This window comes from Massilia phyllostachyos (genome assembly GCF_021044825.1).
In the GTDB taxonomy this organism is placed as follows: Bacteria; Pseudomonadota; Gammaproteobacteria; order Burkholderiales; family Burkholderiaceae_D; genus Telluria; species Telluria phyllostachyos.
In genome coordinates this window covers 160,058-177,283 of record NZ_JAJNOC010000008.1, presented here as the reverse complement: position 1 = coordinate 177,283, position 17,226 = coordinate 160,058, and the positions used below count along the sequence as shown (strand labels likewise).

Annotated in this window: 20 protein-coding genes; 17 read left to right on the top strand and 3 right to left on the bottom strand. The window is 65.2% G+C overall.

The features are described 5' to 3' along the window. The first annotated feature begins 19 nt into the window (after positions 1-19). The 16 genes from LQ564_RS20620 to phaP all read left to right on the top strand — a co-directional run bounded on the left by LQ564_RS20620 (position 20) and on the right by phaP (position 13,510). Complete coding sequence (locus tag LQ564_RS20620; protein WP_231059986.1) at positions 20-688, top strand: NADH-quinone oxidoreductase subunit J; 669 nt, start codon at positions 20-22, stop codon at positions 686-688. Next, a complete protein-coding gene (nuoK, locus tag LQ564_RS20615; protein ID WP_231059985.1) occupies positions 685-993 on the top strand; it encodes an NADH-quinone oxidoreductase subunit NuoK in 309 nt (102 codons plus the stop codon). Before LQ564_RS20620 ends, nuoK begins: the two co-directional genes overlap by 4 nt. 36 nt (positions 994-1,029) lie before the next feature. Further along, positions 1,030-3,153 (top strand): NADH-quinone oxidoreductase subunit L, encoded by a 2,124-nt coding sequence (gene nuoL, locus LQ564_RS20610; protein WP_231059984.1) that lies wholly within the window; start codon positions 1,030-1,032, stop codon positions 3,151-3,153. Positions 3,154-3,179: 26 nt separating this feature from the next. After that, positions 3,180-4,679 (top strand): NADH-quinone oxidoreductase subunit M, encoded by a 1,500-nt coding sequence (locus LQ564_RS20605; protein ID WP_231059983.1) that lies wholly within the window; start codon positions 3,180-3,182, stop codon positions 4,677-4,679. Positions 4,680-4,694: 15 nt separating this feature from the next. Continuing rightward, on the top strand, positions 4,695-6,200 hold the full coding sequence (nuoN, locus tag LQ564_RS20600) for an NADH-quinone oxidoreductase subunit NuoN (RefSeq protein WP_231059982.1): 1,506 nt from the start codon (positions 4,695-4,697) through the stop codon (positions 6,198-6,200). Between the two features lie 9 nt (positions 6,201-6,209). Continuing rightward, a complete protein-coding gene (locus LQ564_RS20595; RefSeq protein WP_231059981.1) occupies positions 6,210-6,551 on the top strand; it encodes a DUF2818 family protein in 342 nt (113 codons plus the stop codon). Between the two features lie 52 nt (positions 6,552-6,603). Further along, on the top strand, positions 6,604-7,155 hold the full coding sequence (locus tag LQ564_RS20590) for an NUDIX domain-containing protein (protein ID WP_231059980.1): 552 nt from the start codon (positions 6,604-6,606) through the stop codon (positions 7,153-7,155). A gap of 3 nt (positions 7,156-7,158) precedes the next feature. Then, a complete protein-coding gene (locus LQ564_RS20585; protein WP_231059979.1) occupies positions 7,159-7,857 on the top strand; it encodes a hypothetical protein in 699 nt (232 codons plus the stop codon). Between the two features lie 11 nt (positions 7,858-7,868). Continuing rightward, a complete protein-coding gene (gene ispD, locus LQ564_RS20580; protein ID WP_231059978.1) occupies positions 7,869-8,588 on the top strand; it encodes a 2-C-methyl-D-erythritol 4-phosphate cytidylyltransferase in 720 nt (239 codons plus the stop codon). Positions 8,589-8,592: 4 nt separating this feature from the next. Then, on the top strand, positions 8,593-9,105 hold the full coding sequence (gene ispF, locus LQ564_RS20575) for a 2-C-methyl-D-erythritol 2,4-cyclodiphosphate synthase (RefSeq protein ID WP_231059977.1): 513 nt from the start codon (positions 8,593-8,595) through the stop codon (positions 9,103-9,105). Between the two features lie 180 nt (positions 9,106-9,285). Next, positions 9,286-10,548, top strand: coding sequence for an MFS transporter (locus LQ564_RS20570; protein ID WP_231059976.1), 1,263 nt, complete (start codon positions 9,286-9,288; stop codon positions 10,546-10,548). A 4-nt stretch (positions 10,549-10,552) separates the two neighbouring features. Continuing rightward, complete coding sequence (locus tag LQ564_RS20565) at positions 10,553-10,861, top strand: hypothetical protein (RefSeq protein WP_231059975.1); 309 nt, start codon at positions 10,553-10,555, stop codon at positions 10,859-10,861. Between the two features lie 68 nt (positions 10,862-10,929). Beyond that, complete coding sequence (locus LQ564_RS20560; RefSeq protein WP_231059974.1) at positions 10,930-11,484, top strand: NADPH-dependent FMN reductase; 555 nt, start codon at positions 10,930-10,932, stop codon at positions 11,482-11,484. Continuing rightward, the gene (locus LQ564_RS20555) at positions 11,474-11,905 is read left to right on the top strand and encodes a VOC family protein (RefSeq protein WP_231059973.1); all 432 of its coding nucleotides are present in this window, start codon (positions 11,474-11,476) and stop codon (positions 11,903-11,905) included. The genes LQ564_RS20560 and LQ564_RS20555 overlap by 11 nt, the downstream gene beginning before the upstream one ends. Further along, entirely contained in the window at positions 11,902-12,792 is an 891-nt protein-coding gene (locus LQ564_RS20550) for an ion transporter (RefSeq protein WP_231059972.1), read from the top strand. The genes LQ564_RS20555 and LQ564_RS20550 overlap by 4 nt, the downstream gene beginning before the upstream one ends. 187 nt (positions 12,793-12,979) lie before the next feature. After that, complete coding sequence (phaP, locus tag LQ564_RS20545; protein ID WP_231059971.1) at positions 12,980-13,510, top strand: TIGR01841 family phasin; 531 nt, start codon at positions 12,980-12,982, stop codon at positions 13,508-13,510. Positions 13,511-13,580: 70 nt separating this feature from the next. Here the strand turns inward: phaP and LQ564_RS20540 are convergent, their stop codons facing one another. Next, positions 13,581-14,783 (bottom strand): acyltransferase family protein, encoded by a 1,203-nt coding sequence (locus LQ564_RS20540; protein WP_231059970.1) that lies wholly within the window; start codon positions 14,781-14,783, stop codon positions 13,581-13,583. Between the two features lie 288 nt (positions 14,784-15,071). On the opposite strand from LQ564_RS20540, the gene LQ564_RS20535 reads away from it, so the two are divergent. Beyond that, positions 15,072-15,413 (top strand): hypothetical protein, encoded by a 342-nt coding sequence (locus LQ564_RS20535; protein ID WP_231059969.1) that lies wholly within the window; start codon positions 15,072-15,074, stop codon positions 15,411-15,413. A gap of 36 nt (positions 15,414-15,449) precedes the next feature. On the opposite strand, the gene LQ564_RS20530 is transcribed toward LQ564_RS20535, so the two are convergent. Further along, positions 15,450-16,166, bottom strand: a complete 717-nt coding sequence (locus tag LQ564_RS20530) for a LytR/AlgR family response regulator transcription factor (RefSeq protein ID WP_231059968.1) — start codon at positions 16,164-16,166, stop codon at positions 15,450-15,452. Further along, positions 16,154-17,221, bottom strand: coding sequence for a sensor histidine kinase (locus LQ564_RS20525; protein ID WP_231059967.1), 1,068 nt, complete (start codon positions 17,219-17,221; stop codon positions 16,154-16,156). The genes LQ564_RS20530 and LQ564_RS20525 overlap by 13 nt, the downstream gene beginning before the upstream one ends. Between the last annotated feature and the right edge of the window lie 5 nt (positions 17,222-17,226).

The window sequence follows — 17,226 nt, the reverse complement described above, 5'->3', positions numbered from 1 at the left end:
AAGAGGCTGAAAAAAAGTCATGGAATTCACTACTTTCCTGTTCTACGCGTTCGCGGCCATCATGGTGGCCGCGAGCCTGCGCGTCATCACCACCAAGAACCCGGTCCACGCCGCGCTGTTCCTGGTGCTGGCCTTCTTCAATGCGGCCGGCATCTGGCTGCTGCTGAAGGCCGAGTTCCTGGCCATCGTGCTGGTGCTGGTCTACGTCGGCGCCGTGATGGTGCTGTTCCTGTTCGTCGTCATGATGCTCGACATTAATATCGACCGCATGCGCGAAGGCTTCTGGGGCTACCTGCCGGTCGCCTCCGGCGTCGGCGCCCTGATCGTGCTGGAAATGGCCGCCGTCCTGTACCGCGCCTACAACCAGACCGACCTGTCGGCCGAGGCCGCTGCCCTGAACATCGGCGGCACCAAGGAACTGGGCCTGCTGATCTACACCAAATACATCTACGGCTTCGAGATCGCGGCCGTGATCCTGCTGGTGGCGATCATCGCCGCAGTCGCCCTGACCCTGCGCAAGCGCAAGGACACCAAAGCAATCGACCCGGGCCTCGCCGTCCGCGTCAAGCGTAACGACCGCCTGCGCATCGTCAAGATGGACGCGGTCAACCAGCGCGCGATCGACGAAGCAGCCGCCCAGAAAGCAGCGCTTGATGCCGCCGCCGCAGCACCGAAGGAGGCACCATGACTTTGTCGCTCGCACACTACCTGATCCTGGGCGCGATCCTGTTCGCGATCTCGGTGATCGGGATCTTCCTGAACCGGAAGAACATCATCATCCTGCTGATGGCTGTCGAACTGATGCTGCTGGCGGTGAACCTGAACTTCATCGCGTTCTCGCATTACCTGGGGGACGCGGCGGGGCAGATCTTCGTGTTCTTCATCCTGACCGTCGCGGCCGCCGAATCGGCGATCGGCCTGGCGATCCTGGTGGTCCTGTTCCGTAACCTGGACACGATCAATGTGGAAGACCTCGACAGCCTCAAGGGCTGATGGGTTCGGATAAACAATAACGACTAAGGTTCAACAATGGCGGGGCAACTCTCTTCCTCAATGTTACTGGCGGTGCCTCTGGCGCCGCTCGCAGGCTCGGCGATCGCCGGCCTGCTCGGTACCAAGTTCTTCGGCAACGTGGTCGGCCGCAAGGTGTCGCATACCGCGACCATCCTGGGCGTGCTGATCGCGCTGATCATCTCGGTCCAGACCCTGATGGCGGTGCTCGACGGCGCCACCTTCAACGAAGACATCTACACCTGGATGACCGTCGGCACGCTCAAGCTGGCCGTCGGCTTCCAGATCGATTCGCTGTCAGCGATGATGATGTGCGTGGTGACCTCGGTGTCGCTGATGGTCCACATCTACACGATCGGCTACATGGCCGAGGACGAAGGCTACAACCGCTTCTTCTCGTACATTTCGCTGTTCACCTTCTCGATGCTGATGCTGGTCATGTCCAACAACTTCCTGCAGCTGTTCTTCGGCTGGGAGGCTGTTGGTCTGGTGTCCTATCTCCTGATCGGCTTCTGGTACACCCGCCCGACCGCGATTTTCGCGAACATGAAGGCATTCCTGGTGAACCGCGTCGGCGACTTCGGCTTTATCCTGGGCATCGGCCTGCTGCTGGCCGCCTCGGGCTCGATGCAGTACACCGACGTCTTCGCCCAGTCGGAGAAGCTGTCGCAGATGGTGGTTCCGGGCATCGGCTGGCCGCTGCTCACCGCCGCCTGCATCTGCCTGTTCATCGGCGCGATGGGCAAGTCGGCGCAGTTCCCGCTGCACGTCTGGCTGCCGGACTCGATGGAAGGCCCGACCCCGATCTCGGCGCTGATCCACGCGGCAACCATGGTTACCGCCGGCATCTTCATGGTGTCGCGCATGTCGCCGCTGTTCGAACTGTCGGACGGCGCGCTGAGCTTCGTCATCGTGATCGGTTCGATCACCGCGCTGTTCATGGGCTTCCTGGGCATCATCCAGAACGACATCAAGCGCGTCGTCGCTTACTCGACCCTGTCGCAGCTGGGCTACATGACCGTCGCGCTGGGCGCCTCGGCCTACTCGGTGGCCGTGTTCCACCTGATGACCCACGCCTTCTTCAAGGCGCTGCTGTTCCTCGGCGCGGGTTCGGTCATCATCGGCATGCACCACGACCAGGACATGCGCAATATGGGCGGCCTGCGCAAGTACATGCCGATCACCTGGATCACCTCGCTGCTGGGCTCGCTGGCCCTGATCGGTACGCCGCTGTTCTCGGGCTTCTACTCGAAGGATTCGATCATCGAGGCAGTGCACGCGACCAATATCCCGGGCGCCGGCTTCGCCAACTTCGCCGTGCTGGCCGGCGTGTTCGTGACCGCCTTCTACTCCTTCCGCATGTACTTCCTGGTGTTCCACGGGGAAGAGCGCTTCGGCAAGGCACACGCCCATGACGACCACGCGCATGCGCATGACGATCACAAGCAGGCAGTCGCTGCGGGCCACGGCCATGCCGACCCGCACGCGCTGCACGATTCGGACGCGCACCATGAAGAGGAACACGACGATCACGGCCACCACGGCCTGGCCCCGGGCCAGAAGCCGCACGAGTCGCCGTGGGTCGTGACCCTGCCGCTGATCCTGCTGGCGATCCCGTCGGTCATCATCGGTTACCTGGCGATCGGTCCGATGCTGCATGGCGATTTCTTCAAGGGCGTGATCTTCGTCGGCGAAAACCACACCGCGATGGAGACCCTGAACGAAGAGTTCCATGGCGCGATGGCGATGGCCATCCACGGCCTGACCACCATGCCGTTCTGGCTGGCGCTGGCAGGTGTCGTTACCGCCTACTACTGCTATATGGTCAACCCGCGCGTGCCGGCCTGGTTCTACGCCAAATTCAAGCCGCTGCACACCCTGCTGGACAACAAGTACTACATGGACAAGTTCAACGAGGTCGTGTTCGCCGGCGGCGCACGCGCCATCGGTGGCGGCCTGTGGAAAGTGGGCGACCGCGGCCTGATCGACGGCCTGCTGGTGAACGGTTCGGCCAAGCTGGTCGGCTGGTTCTCGACGATCACCCGTACCTTCCAGACGGGCTACATCTATCACTACGCGTTCGTGATGATCGTCGGCGTGCTGGCAACCCTGCTGTGGTTCTTCCCGTTCTGGCAGGCTTAAATCGGGCTAGATAAGAAAAGCGAAAAATGATGCAGTCAATTTCTACATTTCCTCCTTACCTGAGCCTGGCGATCTGGCTCCCGATCGTCTTCGGCCTGATCGTGCTGGCCGTCGGCCGCGACAAGAACGCCGGCTTCACCCGCCTGCTGTCCTTGGTCGGCGCGGTGGTCAGCTTCCTGCCGACCATCCCGCTGATCATGAACTTCGACAATGCCGCCCACGGCATGCAGTTCTATGAAGTGGCCAGCTGGATCGAACGCTTCAATGTGTTCTACAAGCTGGGCGTCGACGGCCTGTCGCTGTGGTTCGTGCCGCTGACCGCCTTCATCACCATCATCGTGGTGCTGGCGGCGTGGCAGGTGATCGACGAGCGCATCGGTCAGTACATGGGCTCCTTCCTGATCCTGTCGGGCCTGATGATCGGCGTGTTCGCCTCGCTGGACGGCCTGCTGTTCTACTTCTTCTTCGAAGCCACCCTGATCCCGATGTACATCATCATCGGCGTGTTCGGCGGCCCGAATCGCGTGTATGCGGCATTCAAGTTCTTCCTGTACACGTTCTTCGGCTCGCTGCTGACCCTGGTCGCGATCATCTACCTGTACAACCAGTCGGGTTCCTTCGACATCCTGGCATGGCACCGCCTGCCGCTGACGATGAACGAGCAGATACTGATCTTCATCGCCTTCTTCATGGCCTTCGCCGTGAAGGTCCCGATGTGGCCGGTGCACACCTGGCTGCCGGACGCCCACGTGGAAGCGCCGACCGGCGGTTCCGTGGTGCTGGCCGCGATCATGCTGAAGCTGGGCGCCTACGGCTTCCTGCGGTTCTCGCTGCCGATCGCCCCGGACGCCTCGCACTACCTGGCCCCGGTCGTCATCGTGCTGTCGCTGGTCGCCGTGATCTACATCGGCCTGGTGGCGATGGTGCAGAAGGACATGAAGAAACTGGTCGCCTACTCGTCGATCGCCCACATGGGCTTCGTCACCCTCGGCTTCTTCATGTTCAACGAACTGGGCGTGCAGGGCGGCCTGATGCAGTCGATCTCGCACGGCTTCGTGTCGGGCGCGATGTTCCTGTGCATCGGCGTGCTGTACGACCGCGTCCACTCGCGTGAAATCGCCGACTACGGCGGCGTCGTCAACACGATGCCGAAGTTCGCCGCGTTCGCCGTGCTGTTCTCGATGGCGAATGCCGGCCTGCCGGCCACCTCGGGCTTCATCGGCGAATTCATGGTCATCCTGGGCGCCGTCCAGTTCAACTTCTGGACCGGCCTGCTGGCAGGCACCGCCCTGATCCTGGGCGCCGCCTACTCGCTGTGGATGGTCAAGCGCGTCGTGTTCGGCAAGATCGTGCACAAGCACGTCGCCGAGCTGACCGACCTGAACGGCCGCGAATTCGCCATCCTCGGCGTGCTGGCGATCGCCACTCTGTGGATGGGCCTGTACCCGGCGCCGATCGGCGACACCCTGCAGGTCTCGGTCGCCGACCTCCTGCAACACGTCGCAGTCAGCAAAGTGCCTCAATAAACAGCCATGAATGAAATGACCTCAACCTTGCATGCGGCGACCGACACCAATCTGGCGCCGGTCTATGCCGAAATCTTCCTGCTGATCGCGGCTTCCGCGATCCTGCTGATCGACATGTTCCTGAAGGAGGGCAAGCGCAACCTGACCTACGCGCTGACCCTGCTCACGATCGTCGGCTGCGCCGTGCTGTCCTTCGCCGATTTCCAGGGCGGCGCGACGGTATTCACCTTCAACGGCATGTATGTGTCGGATCCGCTGGCGAACCTGCTCAAGCTGTTCACCTATCTGGCCACCGCCATGACCCTGGTGTACTCGCGCCAGTACGCGGGCGACCGCGCCATGATGTCCGGTAACCTGGGCGGCGAGTTCTACGTGCTCGCGCTGTTCTCGATGCTGGGCCAGATGATCATGATCTCGGGTAACAGCATGCTGTCGCTGTACCTGGGCCTGGAACTGATGTCGCTGTCGCTGTACGCCCTGGTGGCGATGCGCCGCGACCACGCCGTCTCGACCGAAGCCGCGATGAAGTACTTCATCCTGGGCGCACTGGCCTCGGGCTTCCTGCTGTACGGCATGTCGATGATCTACGGCGCCACCGGTTCGCTCGACATCAGCACCATCGGCCAGGTCAGCGCCAGCGGCGACGCCAACAGCACCATCCTGGTGTTCGGCCTGGTGTTCGTGGTCGCCGGCCTCGCTTTCAAGCTGGGCGCGGTCCCGTTCCACATGTGGGTGCCGGACGTCTACCAGGGTTCGCCGACCGCGGTCACCCTGCTGCTGGGCGGCGCGCCGAAGCTGGCGACCCTGGCCATGACCATCCGCATCCTGGTCGAGGCGCTGCCGTCGATGGCTTTCGACTGGCAGCAGATGCTGCTGGTGCTGGCGGTGCTGTCGCTGGCCGTGGGTAACATCACCGCGATCGCCCAGACCAACATCAAGCGCATGCTGGCCTACTCGACCATCGCGCAGATGGGCTTCGTCCTGCTGGGCATGATGACCGGCATCGTCAACGGCGACAACAGCGACGCGGCCTCGGCCTACAGCGCCGCGGTCTACTACATGATCACCTATGTGCTGACCACCGTCGGCAGCTTCGGCCTGATCATGATGCTGGCGCGCGCCGGCCACGAAGCGGAAACCATCAACGACTTCAAGGGCCTGGGCAAGCGTTCGCCATGGTTCGCGATCGTCATGACCATCCTGATGTTCTCGCTCGCGGGCGTGCCACCGATGGTCGGCTTCATGGCCAAGTGGGCGGTGCTGCAGGCGGTTGCCAACGCGGGCATGGTGTGGCTGGCGGTCGTCGCCGTGCTGTTCTCGCTGGTAGGCGCCTTCTACTACCTGCGCATCGTCAAGACCATCTGGTTCGACGAGGCCGCGGACACCGCCGCCATCCACACCCCGGCCGACATGCGCGTCGTGATGTCGCTCAACGGCGTGGCCGTGGTGGTGCTGGGTATCGTCCCGGGCTGGCTGCTGGCGGTGTGCTACAGCACCATGCAGGCAACCCTCGCGAAGTAATACGGCGCCTTGGATTCCTCCCTGGCGTCCTGGCTGGTGGTCGCGATTGCACTCGCGGCCGCCAACCTGCCTTTCCTCACCGAGCGTGTGTTCGGGTTCATTCCCGTGAAATCGAACGCGCCTGGTAACGGCGATGTTTCTTCCCCCTTGCGCACGAAGTCGTTCCCGCTGCGCCTGCTCGAGCTGATTGTTTTATACTTTGTCGTCGGCTTCCTGGCGCGCGCGCTGGAGTCCCGCATCGGCGGCGTGTTCGCGCAGGGCTGGGAGTTCTACGCTGTGACCGGCTGCCTGTTCCTGGTGCTGGCGTTTCCCGGGTTTGTTTTCCGCTATCTCCGCAGGCAGCGTGGTTGACCGCGTGGGCGGAAAATTCGCCCACCCCACAACCCCCGAGTTTGGAGAATGCATGGATTTGCGCGAGACCCGTATCGACGGCGAGGTCGTCTATGACGGCAAATTTCTCAAGGTAGAGCGCGACAAGATCCGCCTGCCCGACGGTTCCACTTCCCACCGCGAATTCTTCCGCCACCCCGGCGCCGTCGTGATCCTGCCGCTGCTGCCGGACGGGCGCGTGCTGCTGGAGCGCCAGTTCCGCTATCCGAATGCACAAGTCTTCATCGAGTTCCCGGCCGGGAAGATCGACCCGGGCGAGGAGCACCTGGCTTGCGCCCAGCGCGAGCTGGAAGAAGAGACCGGCTACACGGCCGGCAAGTGGCGCTTCGTCTGCACCATCCACAATGCGATCGCGTATTCGGACGAGCATCTCGAGATCTTCCTGGCCGAGGACCTGACCGCGGGCCAGCAGAAGCTCGACCAGGGCGAGTTCCTCGAGACCTTCACGGCCACCGTGCCCGAGCTGCTCGAGATGGTCAAGCGCGGCGAGATCACGGACGTGAAAACCATCATCGGTACCTTCTGGCTCGAGAAGATCCTGTCCGGCGCCTGGACTCCCGACTGAACGATGAAACCGCTGCTGGCGCTCGTGCTGTGGTCGTGGGCGCTCGCAGCCGCCGCGCAGCCGCGCACGCCGTTCCAGGCGCGCTGCGAGGACAGCATCGGCGAGACGCTGTCGGTGCTGACCGGCGTGCAGAACGGCTTTCGCATCGATAACAGCGTCGGCTACCGCTCGCTGACGGTGATGAAAGGCAGGGCGCGGCCCGGGCAGTACGTGCTGGGCCTGACGCGCACCGAATCGCGCGTCAGCATCAACGTCGGCGGGCGCCTCCTGACAGACCGGACCAGCGGCTACGAATGCATTGCGCCGCACATCGAGGTGCGGCTGACCTATCCGCCGATCGTGGTCTACGTCAGCCGCGAGTTCCCGCCCGCTTCCTGCGCCTACCAGGAAGTGCTGGCGCACGAGATGCGCCACCTGAACGCCTACCTCGACTACCTGCCGAAAGTCGAAGCGAAGGTGCGCAAGGCCCTGGCCCAGCGCTTCGGCAACAAGCCCTTGTACGCGCCGATCGGACAGGCCCAGGGTCTGCTCCAGCGCGAAGTCGACCGCGGCTGGATGCCCTACATTAAGACCGAGATGGCGAAGGTCGAAGCGCTGCAGGCGGCGATCGATTCGCCGCAGGAATACGCCCGTCTCGGCAAGGTTTGCGGCGGTGAGGTACAGTTGTTGCTTCGACCACCACGACGCGCCAAGGCATCTTGAACACCCCAGCAATGACAGACTCCGCAGTCCCGGCTTCACGCCCTCGCTATGTTGCACTGATCCCGGCCGCCGGCGTCGGCGCACGGATGGCGGCGGGCAGTCCCAAGCAATACCTGCCCATCCTGGGCAAGCCGATGCTGCGCCACACCATCGACGCTTTCCTCTCGAGCCCGCTCATCGCCCACACCTATGTCGTGGTCAGCGCCGACGATCCCTTCATCGACACGATCGTGCCGGAGGCGGGCGTCACGGTGCTGGGCTGCGGCGGCGCCACCCGCATGGAGTCGATCCGCAACGGCCTGCGCGCGCTGCACGGCGGCATCGCGCCCGATGACTGGGTGCTGGTGCACGACGCCGCGCGCCCCGGGCTGGATGCGGAACTGATCGCGCGCCTGATCGTCGAAACTGGTGAACACCCGGCCGGCGGACTGCTGGCGCTGCCGGTGGTCGACACCGTCAAGCGCCACGTCGCCGGCGAGGTCGCGACCGTGTCGCGCGACGGCCTGTGGCTGGCGCAGACGCCGCAGATGTTCCGCTACCAATTGCTGACGCGCGCGCTCGACGCCGCCACCGATCCGTCGGCGATCACGGACGACGCCAGCGCGGTTGAAGCGCTGGGACTGGCCCCTAAATTGGTGGAAGGACATCCACGCAACCTCAAAGTCACGCTGCCTGCGGACATCCGGATCGCCGAGATGTACCTGGCCGCCCATCAACCTGAACAGAAATAAAACCATGGCACAAGCATCCTGGAATCCTACCCCGCCGTTCCGCATCGGGACCGGCTACGACTGCCACGCGCTGGTCGAGGGGCGCAAGCTCATCGTCGGCGGCTTGACCATCCCGCACCGCCTCGGCCTGCTCGGCCACTCGGACGCCGACGTGCTGCTGCACGCGATCATCGATTCGCTACTGGGCGCTGCTGCTTTGGGCGACATCGGCAAGCATTTCCCGGACACGGATCCGATGTTCGCCGGCGCCGACTCGCGCACCCTGCTGAGGGAAGTCGCGCACCGCGTGGTCGCGACCGGCTACACGATCGGGAATATCGATGCGACCATCATCGCGCAGCAGCCGAAGATGGCGCCGCACATTCCGCTGATGGTGTCGCGCATCGCGGAAGACCTGGGCGTGTCGACGCAGCAGGTGAACATCAAGGCCAAGACCAACGAGAAGCTGGGCTTTCTCGGGCGGGAAGAGGGGATGGCGGCGGAGGCGGTCGCCCTTCTCGTCAAGTTGCCGGATTGATGTCTTAGTGGCATGTGGGTGCATATGCACTATAATTTGTAGGGTGCACGGCTTTGCCGTGTGCGCGTCCAGCTCCCCTTCGATTTTTGTTACCGCACGTTTGAACACTGTTTGAACGCGCGGAGCGTCTGCAATTCCGGGCATTGCCCGAAATTGCCCCGTCCACCCTACGCAGACAACATGAATTCTCCCGCACCGATGACCCCACGCGCGGCCTGGATGTTGATCCTGGCCGCCAGCGCCATCCTGATGATCACGATGGGGGCGCGCCTGACGACGGGGCTGTTCCTGTCGCCCATCAATACCTCGACCGGGCTGGGCGTGGCCACCATCAGCTTCGCCATGGCCGTCGCCCAATTGATGTGGGGCGCCTCGCAGCCGGTCTTCGGCGCCATCGCCGACAAATACGGCCCGGCGCGGGTCATCGTCATCGGCGGCCTGATGCTGGCCGCCGGCACCGCGGCCACGCCCTTCGTCAGCTCCGAATGGGGGTTGATCCTGACCATGGGCGTGCTGTCGGCCGCCGGCGCGGGGGCGGGCAGCTTCTCGATCCTGATCGGCGCCACCGCCCAGCGCTTGCCCGCCGAGCGGCGCGCCTTCGCATCCGGCTTCATCAATGCCGGCGGCTCCTTCGGCCAGTTCGTGTTCGCGCCGCTGATGCAGGCGATCATCGCCGGCGCCGGCTGGGTGATCGCGATGCTGACCATGGCGGCGACCACCTTGCTCACCATTCCGCTGGCGCTCGGCATGCGTGGCCAGAAAGCCCCGCCGCCGGCCGCCCCAGGCACGCCGGCGGCGCACGCGGCGCCCAGCGCGCCCGGCATGACCCTCACCGAACAGCTGCGCCAGGCCATGCGCGACCGCAGCTACCTGTGCCTGCACCTGGGCTTCCTGACCTGCGGCTTCCACATTGCCTTCCTGGTCACCCACCTGCCGCAGGAAGTCGCGCTGTGCGGCCTGAGCGCGGGCGTGTCGGCCACGGCGCTGGCCCTGATCGGGCTGTTCAACATCCTCGGCAGCCTGGCCGCCGGCGCGCTGGCCAACCGCTACCGCATGAAGTCGCTGCTCGCCATCATCTACGCGAGCCGCGCGCTGCTGATCGTCCTCTACCTGCTGGCGCCCAAGACCGCGCTGACCTTCTACCTGTTCGCCGGTGCGCTCGGCGTCACCTGGCTGGCAACCGTTCCGCCTACCGCCGGACTGGTCGGCAAACTGTTCGGCATGCGCTATCTTGCCACCCTGTTCGGCCTGACCCTGCTGTCGCACCAGATCGGCGGCTTCTTCGGCGCCTGGCTGGGCGGCCTCTCCTTCGTGCGCTTCGGCGACTATACCTGGATGTGGTACGCCGACATCGTGCTGGCCCTGGCGGCCGCCCTGGTCAACCTGCCGATCCGCGAGCAGAAGGTCGCGCGCAGTGCCGTGCTGGCGGCCGCGAAGGGATAAGAGGATGGCGCGCGAGAGCTGGATGTATCGGGAAGTGGCGGTCGAGTCGGCCGTCGACCCGCGCAGCGGACGGGTGGTCGTCCGGCCGGTGTCGGGGCAAGCTTACGCGACCTCGCTGCGGGTGCACTGCTCGCGCGCGCTGAGCGACCCCGAACGCTATCCGGTCGGCACGCGCTTCCTGCTGTCGGCCAGGCTGACCGACCGCCAGGGCGGGGAACCCTATCTGTACGCCTGGCACGGCGACCCGGTGGTCGTCATGAAGAAGGCGGCGGTGAAGCGCTTCGTGGAAGAACGGCGGCGCCTGCGCATCTGAGGCCAGCGCAATCTTGTGAAAATGGTTACCATCAGGTTCACGTCACCGATCTCACCTGAAAGGAAACCATGACCACTCGGAACATCGCCGTCATCGTCGGCAGCCTGCGCAAGGACTCGTTCACCCGCAAGGTGGCGCAATCGATGATCGAGCTGGCCCCTGCCGGCCTCAAGATGGAAATCGTCGAGATCCGCGACCTGCCGCTCTACAATCAGGACGACGAAACCGGCAACCCGCCTGCCGCCTTCACCGCCTTCCGCGAGCGCATCGGGCAGGCCGACGGCATCCTGTTCTGCACGCCGGAATACAACCGCTCGGTGCCGGGTGCGCTGAAGAACGCGATCGACGTCGGCTCCCGTCCCTACGGCAAGGCGGCCTATGCCGACAAGCCCTGCGCCGTGGTCAGCGTTTCGCCGGGCGCCCTGGGCGGCTTCGGCGCCAACCACCACCTGCGCCAGATGCTGCCGTTCCTGAACATGCCCTGCATGCCGGCGCCGGAAGCCTATGTCGGCAACGTCGCCGCCAAGTACGACGGCGAACGCCTGGTCGACGACTCCAGCCGCGACTTCTTCCAGACCTTCGTGAACACCTTCGCGGCCTGGGTCGAGCAACATGCCAAGTGATCCAGCGATCCCGGTGCGCGGGCTCGACCACATCGTCCTGCGTGTGGTCGACCTCGACGCCATGATCGCCTTCTACGGCGACGTGCTCGGCTGCCCGGTCGAGCGGCGCCAGGACGAGATCGGCCTGGTGCAGCTGCGCGCCGGCGCGGCCATGATCGACCTGGTGCCGGTCGACGGCAAGCTGGGCCGCGCAGGCGGGGCGGCGCCGGGCGCCGAGGGCCGCAACCTCGACCACCTGTGCCTGCGCGTGGAGCCGTTCGACGAAGCCGCGATCCGCCGTCACCTGGACGCGCACGGCGTGGCGGCGGGGCCGGTCGAGTCGCGCTACGGCGCCGAAGGCGAAGGGCCGTCGATCTATCTGAGCGACCCCGAGGGCAATACCGTCGAGCTGAAGGGTCCGTCCGCCGCCACGTCCGCATGAAGGCGGCCAGCGCAGCGCAGGCGAAGCAGGCGGCCCGCTATGGCAGGCCGGAGGGCGGCTGGCGCGCCCGCATGTACGACATCATCTTCAATAGCGATACGAAGGCCGGCAAGCGCTTCGACATCGTCCTGATCGCGGCGATCCTGCTCAGCATTCTGGTGGTGGTGCTGGAGAGCGTGCCGGCGATCGGGGGCCGCCACGCGGGCGTCATGCGCGTGCTGGAGTGGAGCTTTACCCTGCTGTTCACGCTTGAGTATCTCGCGCGCCTGCTGTGCGTGCGCCGGCCGCTCAGATACGCTACCAGTTTCTTCGGCATTGTCGACCTGCTGTCCGTGCTGCCGACCTATTTCTCGCTGCTGGTGCCGGGCAGCCAGGCCCTCCTCGACATCCGCATCCTGCGCCTGCTGCGCGTGTTCCGCATCTTCAAGCTGACGCTCTACATCGAGGAATACACGCGCCTGGGCGAGGCCCTGAGCGCGAGCCGGCGCAAGATCATGGTGTTCCTGTCGGTGGTGCTGATGCTGGTGCTGGTGCTCGGCACCCTCATGTACGTGGTCGAAGGGCCGGAGCACGGCTACACCAGCATTCCGACCGCGATGTACTGGGCGATCGTGACCATGACCACGGTCGGCTACGGCGACATCACCCCGCACACCCATCTGGGCAAGGGGATCGCGTCCTTCATGATGCTGCTCGGCTGGGGCATCCTGGCGGTGCCGACCGGGATCGTCACCGCCGAGATGACGGCGCGCCGCACCGACCGCCGCCACGGCCCGGCGCGTACCGAGCGCGCCTGCGGGGAGTGCGGCGCGACCGGCCACGAGGCCCGAGCCCGCTTTTGCAAGGATTGCGGCGCCGCACTGCCGGCCTCGTTCGCACGCGAATGAGGCCAAGGGCGCACGTTTGGTCCATGTCAAACGCGCGTCTCCTCGTCCCTTTAGCCTACTAGCTTCGTGTGGCGGCCGACGGCCCAGCCGTCAGGCCGCGACGTACCCATTCGAAGCAATCACACCAAGACGAGGTCGATGCATGTATCCCTTTCCGCAATCCGTAAGCCCGGCAGTCCGCACCCATATGGAAGCGCAGACTGCCTTCCTGAACGACATGTCCAAGTCGATGTTCCGCTCTTTCCAGCAGATCTGCGACCTGAACATCCAGCTGGTCCAGACCATGCTCGAAGAAAGCACCCTGGCCAGCCACCACGTCCTGAGCGCCGATCGCCAGACCGAGCTGTTCACCGCCGCATCGAGCCGCGCCCAGCCCGCCACCGAGAAGCTGCGCGCCTACCAGCAGCACATCGCGCGCCTGGCGGCCGATTCCCAGGTCGAGCTGGCGCGCGTCACCGAGCAGCACGTGCAAAACACCACGCGCACGGCGCGCGCCCTGGTCGACGAAGTCGCGCGCACCGCCACCGAGGAAACCGAGCGCAACATCCGCAACCAGCAGGAAGCGATGCGCAACGCCACCGATCCCTTCGTGCGCCCGGACGGCGATGCCCGCGGCATGGAGGGCAGCGGCGACCTGCAGCGCGCGCAAATGGAAGCAGGGCAGGGCGCCCAGCAGGCTGCAGTCCAGTCGCGGCCGGCCGGCACCGCGACGCACTGAGTAGCGTCTTGGCACGCCGCCAGTGTCAGGCGGCGGCTTGTGTGGCGGTGCTTGCGGCGGCGTTTGTCGATCACTGCGCCGGCAACGGCGCCGATTTTGCCGGAGCTACGCTTTCTTGCGCCAGCCCGAACAGCGGGCGCAGGAGGCGTACCCGGCGTACCAGCTCGAAGATGCCGAAGCTCAAGCTCGCCGTCAGCACCACCAGCATGATGGCTTCCGGTCCCGCTGCGATGCGCAGCGGCTTCATCGCATGCGCCAGCACCACGATCAGGGTCTGGTGGAGGATGTAGACCGGGAAGATGGCCTCGTTCAGGTAGCGCCGGGCAGGGCTGTCATGGTCCAGGTGGCGCACCGCGAAGCCGCAGGCAGCCACCGTCGCGCTCCAGGCCATCAGGGCGTACACGCTGGACATGATGGGGCGCAGCACCGCCACGGCTGCCGGCGTCGCGTTGTCCCAGGTTACGTGGGCCCACATCACCCAGCAGGTCCAGCAGGTCGCCGCGATGGCCAGCGCCTGCCAGCGCACCTGCGCCGGGCGGCTCCAGAAGCCCGGGACCCTTGCCACCAGCGCGCCGAGCAGGAAGGGCAGGAAGGACATCGCGTGATTGCACCAGTCGTTCACCACCGCGTGGTTGGTCGGGAAGCGTTCGACCAGCGCGATGCGCGCCACGGCGAGCACGGCGGCCGGCAGCACGATCAGCTTCCAGCCATGCAGCAGCTTGCCGAGCTGCGCTGCGATCCGGTCCATGCGTGGGCCTGATACTGCTACCAGTCCGCCCAGCAGCATCGTATAGATCCACAGGTAGGCGACGAACCACAGGTGGTTCCAGGTCGGCAGCTTCAGGCAGCCATCCTGGCAGAAACCCTTGTAGCCCTGCACGTACAATCCCATGAAGGCGCGATAGCCGCCGTCGTAGCCGAGCTTCTCGACCACCTCGAAATAAGCTTGCGGCGGCACGATCACGAACATCCCGAATATCAGCGGCCCCAGCAGGCGCACGCTGCGCCGCTTCAGGAAGTTTGCCGTGCCGCTCTTGCGCAGCATGATGCTGGCGGCCACGCCGCCGATGAAGAACAGCAGCCCCAGCCGCCAGGGCGAAGACATCATCATGAAGGGCTCGGGCGCGGTACTGGCGAAAGGGCTCTTCACGTGCCAGCCCCAGGTCACGTAATACATGCCGACGTGGTAGACGATCAGCAGGAAGAAGGCAAGGATGCGCACCCAGTCGAGGAAGTACAGCCGGCAGCTGTCGGGAAGATGGTCGCGGTTCATGGCTCGCTCTCGTTATCGTAGTTGTCGAAAGCGGCCAGCATGACGCAGGCGCGCATTCGCGCCGAGCGATTTGGGGCGAAGCGGACCTGCGGCGGGGTGAAACGGCTCCGGCCAGCGTCAAGCTAGCGAGCATCTTTGCATGTCGTCTGCTGCCACGTGCCTCATCCACGGAATATTCCTCATTTTTTTTAACGCGAGCGTGCCACTGCTATCAGCCATGCATAATTTTTCAGGCAATATTGCCACATAGAACTATTGATGGCATGCTGGTAGCTCTTCCTATGGCACATGCCCGATAAAAAAATGAGTACTGAAACGAAAAAATCTACTGTAGTTGGCATTGCCGGCGGGGCCGCGACTGCCGTATCGGCTGCAACTACTGCGTCAAGTGTTGTTGGCGCATCAGCAGCAACCATTATGTCTGCAACTGCAGGCAGTACCGGTGCCGCCCTTGCGGCAACCGCGGGCGCCGCAGGCACGGCGGGCGGCGCAGCAATTGCGTCCGGGATGGCTTCCATCGGAAGCGTTGTCGGTGGCGGAATGGCTGCTGGCGCAGTTATCACGGCGGCGGCACCAATTGCGGCGGTTGCTGCTATCGGCTACGGTTTGTTCAAGTTGTTCGAGGACTGACGACCAGCACCGGAAAGTCGTCGTCTTCCGCGGCGCTCAGTCAAGTGCCGCCATCAGGACTGTTCGATATTGGCGACTGCACGGGGTGATTGCTCCACTTCGCAACACAAGCTCGCAGTCGCCTTTCTCGAGCGGCACGATCCGCGCCACCGCCTTCACCCGCACCGCCGCCCGCCGGTGACAGCGCACGAAGCTGCCCCCCAGCTGCTCCAGCAGTCCTGACAAGGTCTGGCGCAGCAGCGGCGCACCCTGCGCCGTGTGCAGCACGACGTAGTTGTCCGCCGTCTCCAGCCATTCGATGTCCTCCACCTGCACCACGCGGGTGGCGCCACGTTCCGTCACCAGCAGCTGGCGCGGCGGCAGGCCGGCCGCGGCGGCGGTCTTTCCGAGCGTGCGCGACGCCAGACGCTCGCGCAGCCGATCGAGCGCCCGCCGCAGGCGCGCCTGGTCGAAGGGCTTGAGCAGGTAGTCGATCGCATTCGCATCGAACGCCCGCAGCGCATACTCGTCGTAGGCGGTCACGAACACCACCAGCGGCGCCGGCTCGGGCAAGGACGCCGCCAGTTCGATCCCCGACAGCTCCGGCATCTCGATATCGAGCAGCAGCGCATCCGGCTGGACCTCCGGCAGGCAGCGCAGCGCTTCATGGGCGTCGGCGGCTTCATGGATGGCGTCGATGCCCGGCTCCAGCGCCAGCATGCGGCGCAGCCGATCGCGCGCCGGGCGCTCGTCGTCGACGATCAGGATGCGCATGGCAGCCTCAGTTCGGTGCGCACTCCAAGCGGTTCCAGCTGCAGCAAGGCCAGGCTGGCGCGCTCCCCATGCAGCGACGCGAGGCGCGCACGCAGGTTGGCCAGCCCGATGCCCGACTCGCCCGCCTTGTCCTTGACCGCGTCTAACCGGCCCGCATCGTCCTCGACCCGCAGCACCAGCGCATCCTCCTCACGCTCTGCGCTGACGACGATGCGGGTCGGCGCCCGGCGCCGTTCGACCGTATGCTTGAACACGTTTTCCAGCAGCGGCTGCACGCTCATGGCCGGCAGCGGCGCGTCCAGCAAGGCGTCGTCGATCCGCCAGTCGACTTGCGCACGTCCATCGAAACGCCCCGCCATCACGCCCGCGTAAGCGCGCGCCAGCCGCAGCTCTCCCTCGAGCGTCGCCTGTGGCCGCTGGCCCAGCGCGAGCGCGGCGCGCAGCATGTCCGAGAGCTGCACCAGCACCGCGTCGGCGCGCTCGACGTCGGTATGCATCAGCGACGAGATGGTATTGAGCGCATTGAACAGGAAGTGCGGCTGCATCTGGCGCGCCAGCGACTGCAGCTGGGCTTCGCGCAGCAGGGCGTTGGCCTGTTCGGCGCGCACCTTGGCGTCCAGCAGCGCGCGCCATGAAAGCAAGCCGAAGGCGATCACGGTGAACAGGCCCGCGAACACGGTGATCTTCAGCGACTCGTAGACGAACACGTTGCCCCACGGGTCGTGTGTGTAGGTGTCGCCGGCGAGCGCATACACGGCGTGGCGGATGCCAAAGGCGAGCGGCACGAAGCTGATCCAGTACAGCGGCATGATGGACGCCTGGATCGCGAACCAGCGCCAGGGCGTGGCGATCAGGTGGTTGTAGCGCCGGCCGAGACGCAGCTGGATCGACAGCAGCAGCGTGGCCACCAGCGCCGACGAGGCTTCCCACAGCAGCGGCTTCCAGTATTCGTGGCCGCCGTCGCGCCGGTAGTCCTCGACGGCGACCAGGGCCATCAGGGTCCAGAACAGGAGCCAGGCGATGCCGGCGGCGATCTTGCTGCGGGTGGAGTTCATCGGCG

Excerpts from the sequence above, each read along its gene's own strand:
- ispF (WP_231059977.1), top strand. The coding sequence starts at position 8,593 with ATGGCACAAGCATCCTGGAATCCTACCCCGCCGTTCCGCATCGGGACC.
- nuoN (WP_231059982.1), top strand. The coding sequence starts at position 4,695 with ATGACCTCAACCTTGCATGCGGCGACCGACACCAATCTGGCGCCGGTC.
- LQ564_RS20555 (WP_231059973.1), top strand. The coding sequence starts at position 11,474 with ATGCCAAGTGATCCAGCGATCCCGGTGCGCGGGCTCGACCACATCGTC.
- LQ564_RS20535 (WP_231059969.1), top strand. The coding sequence starts at position 15,072 with ATGCCCGATAAAAAAATGAGTACTGAAACGAAAAAATCTACTGTAGTT.
- LQ564_RS20620 (WP_231059986.1), top strand. The coding sequence starts at position 20 with ATGGAATTCACTACTTTCCTGTTCTACGCGTTCGCGGCCATCATGGTG.
- LQ564_RS20550 (WP_231059972.1), top strand. The coding sequence starts at position 11,902 with ATGAAGGCGGCCAGCGCAGCGCAGGCGAAGCAGGCGGCCCGCTATGGC.
- LQ564_RS20570 (WP_231059976.1), top strand. The coding sequence starts at position 9,286 with ATGAATTCTCCCGCACCGATGACCCCACGCGCGGCCTGGATGTTGATC.
- phaP (WP_231059971.1), top strand. The coding sequence starts at position 12,980 with ATGGAAGCGCAGACTGCCTTCCTGAACGACATGTCCAAGTCGATGTTC.
- LQ564_RS20530 (WP_231059968.1), bottom strand. The coding sequence starts at position 16,166 with ATGCGCATCCTGATCGTCGACGACGAGCGCCCGGCGCGCGATCGGCTG.
- LQ564_RS20525 (WP_231059967.1), bottom strand. The coding sequence starts at position 17,221 with ATGAACTCCACCCGCAGCAAGATCGCCGCCGGCATCGCCTGGCTCCTG.
- LQ564_RS20560 (WP_231059974.1), top strand. The coding sequence starts at position 10,930 with ATGACCACTCGGAACATCGCCGTCATCGTCGGCAGCCTGCGCAAGGAC.
- LQ564_RS20565 (WP_231059975.1), top strand. The coding sequence starts at position 10,553 with ATGGCGCGCGAGAGCTGGATGTATCGGGAAGTGGCGGTCGAGTCGGCC.
- nuoL (WP_231059984.1), top strand. The coding sequence starts at position 1,030 with ATGGCGGGGCAACTCTCTTCCTCAATGTTACTGGCGGTGCCTCTGGCG.
- nuoK (WP_231059985.1), top strand. The coding sequence starts at position 685 with ATGACTTTGTCGCTCGCACACTACCTGATCCTGGGCGCGATCCTGTTC.
- LQ564_RS20585 (WP_231059979.1), top strand. The coding sequence starts at position 7,159 with ATGAAACCGCTGCTGGCGCTCGTGCTGTGGTCGTGGGCGCTCGCAGCC.
- LQ564_RS20590 (WP_231059980.1), top strand. The coding sequence starts at position 6,604 with ATGGATTTGCGCGAGACCCGTATCGACGGCGAGGTCGTCTATGACGGC.
- ispD (WP_231059978.1), top strand. The coding sequence starts at position 7,869 with ATGACAGACTCCGCAGTCCCGGCTTCACGCCCTCGCTATGTTGCACTG.
- LQ564_RS20540 (WP_231059970.1), bottom strand. The coding sequence starts at position 14,783 with ATGAACCGCGACCATCTTCCCGACAGCTGCCGGCTGTACTTCCTCGAC.
- LQ564_RS20605 (WP_231059983.1), top strand. The coding sequence starts at position 3,180 with ATGATGCAGTCAATTTCTACATTTCCTCCTTACCTGAGCCTGGCGATC.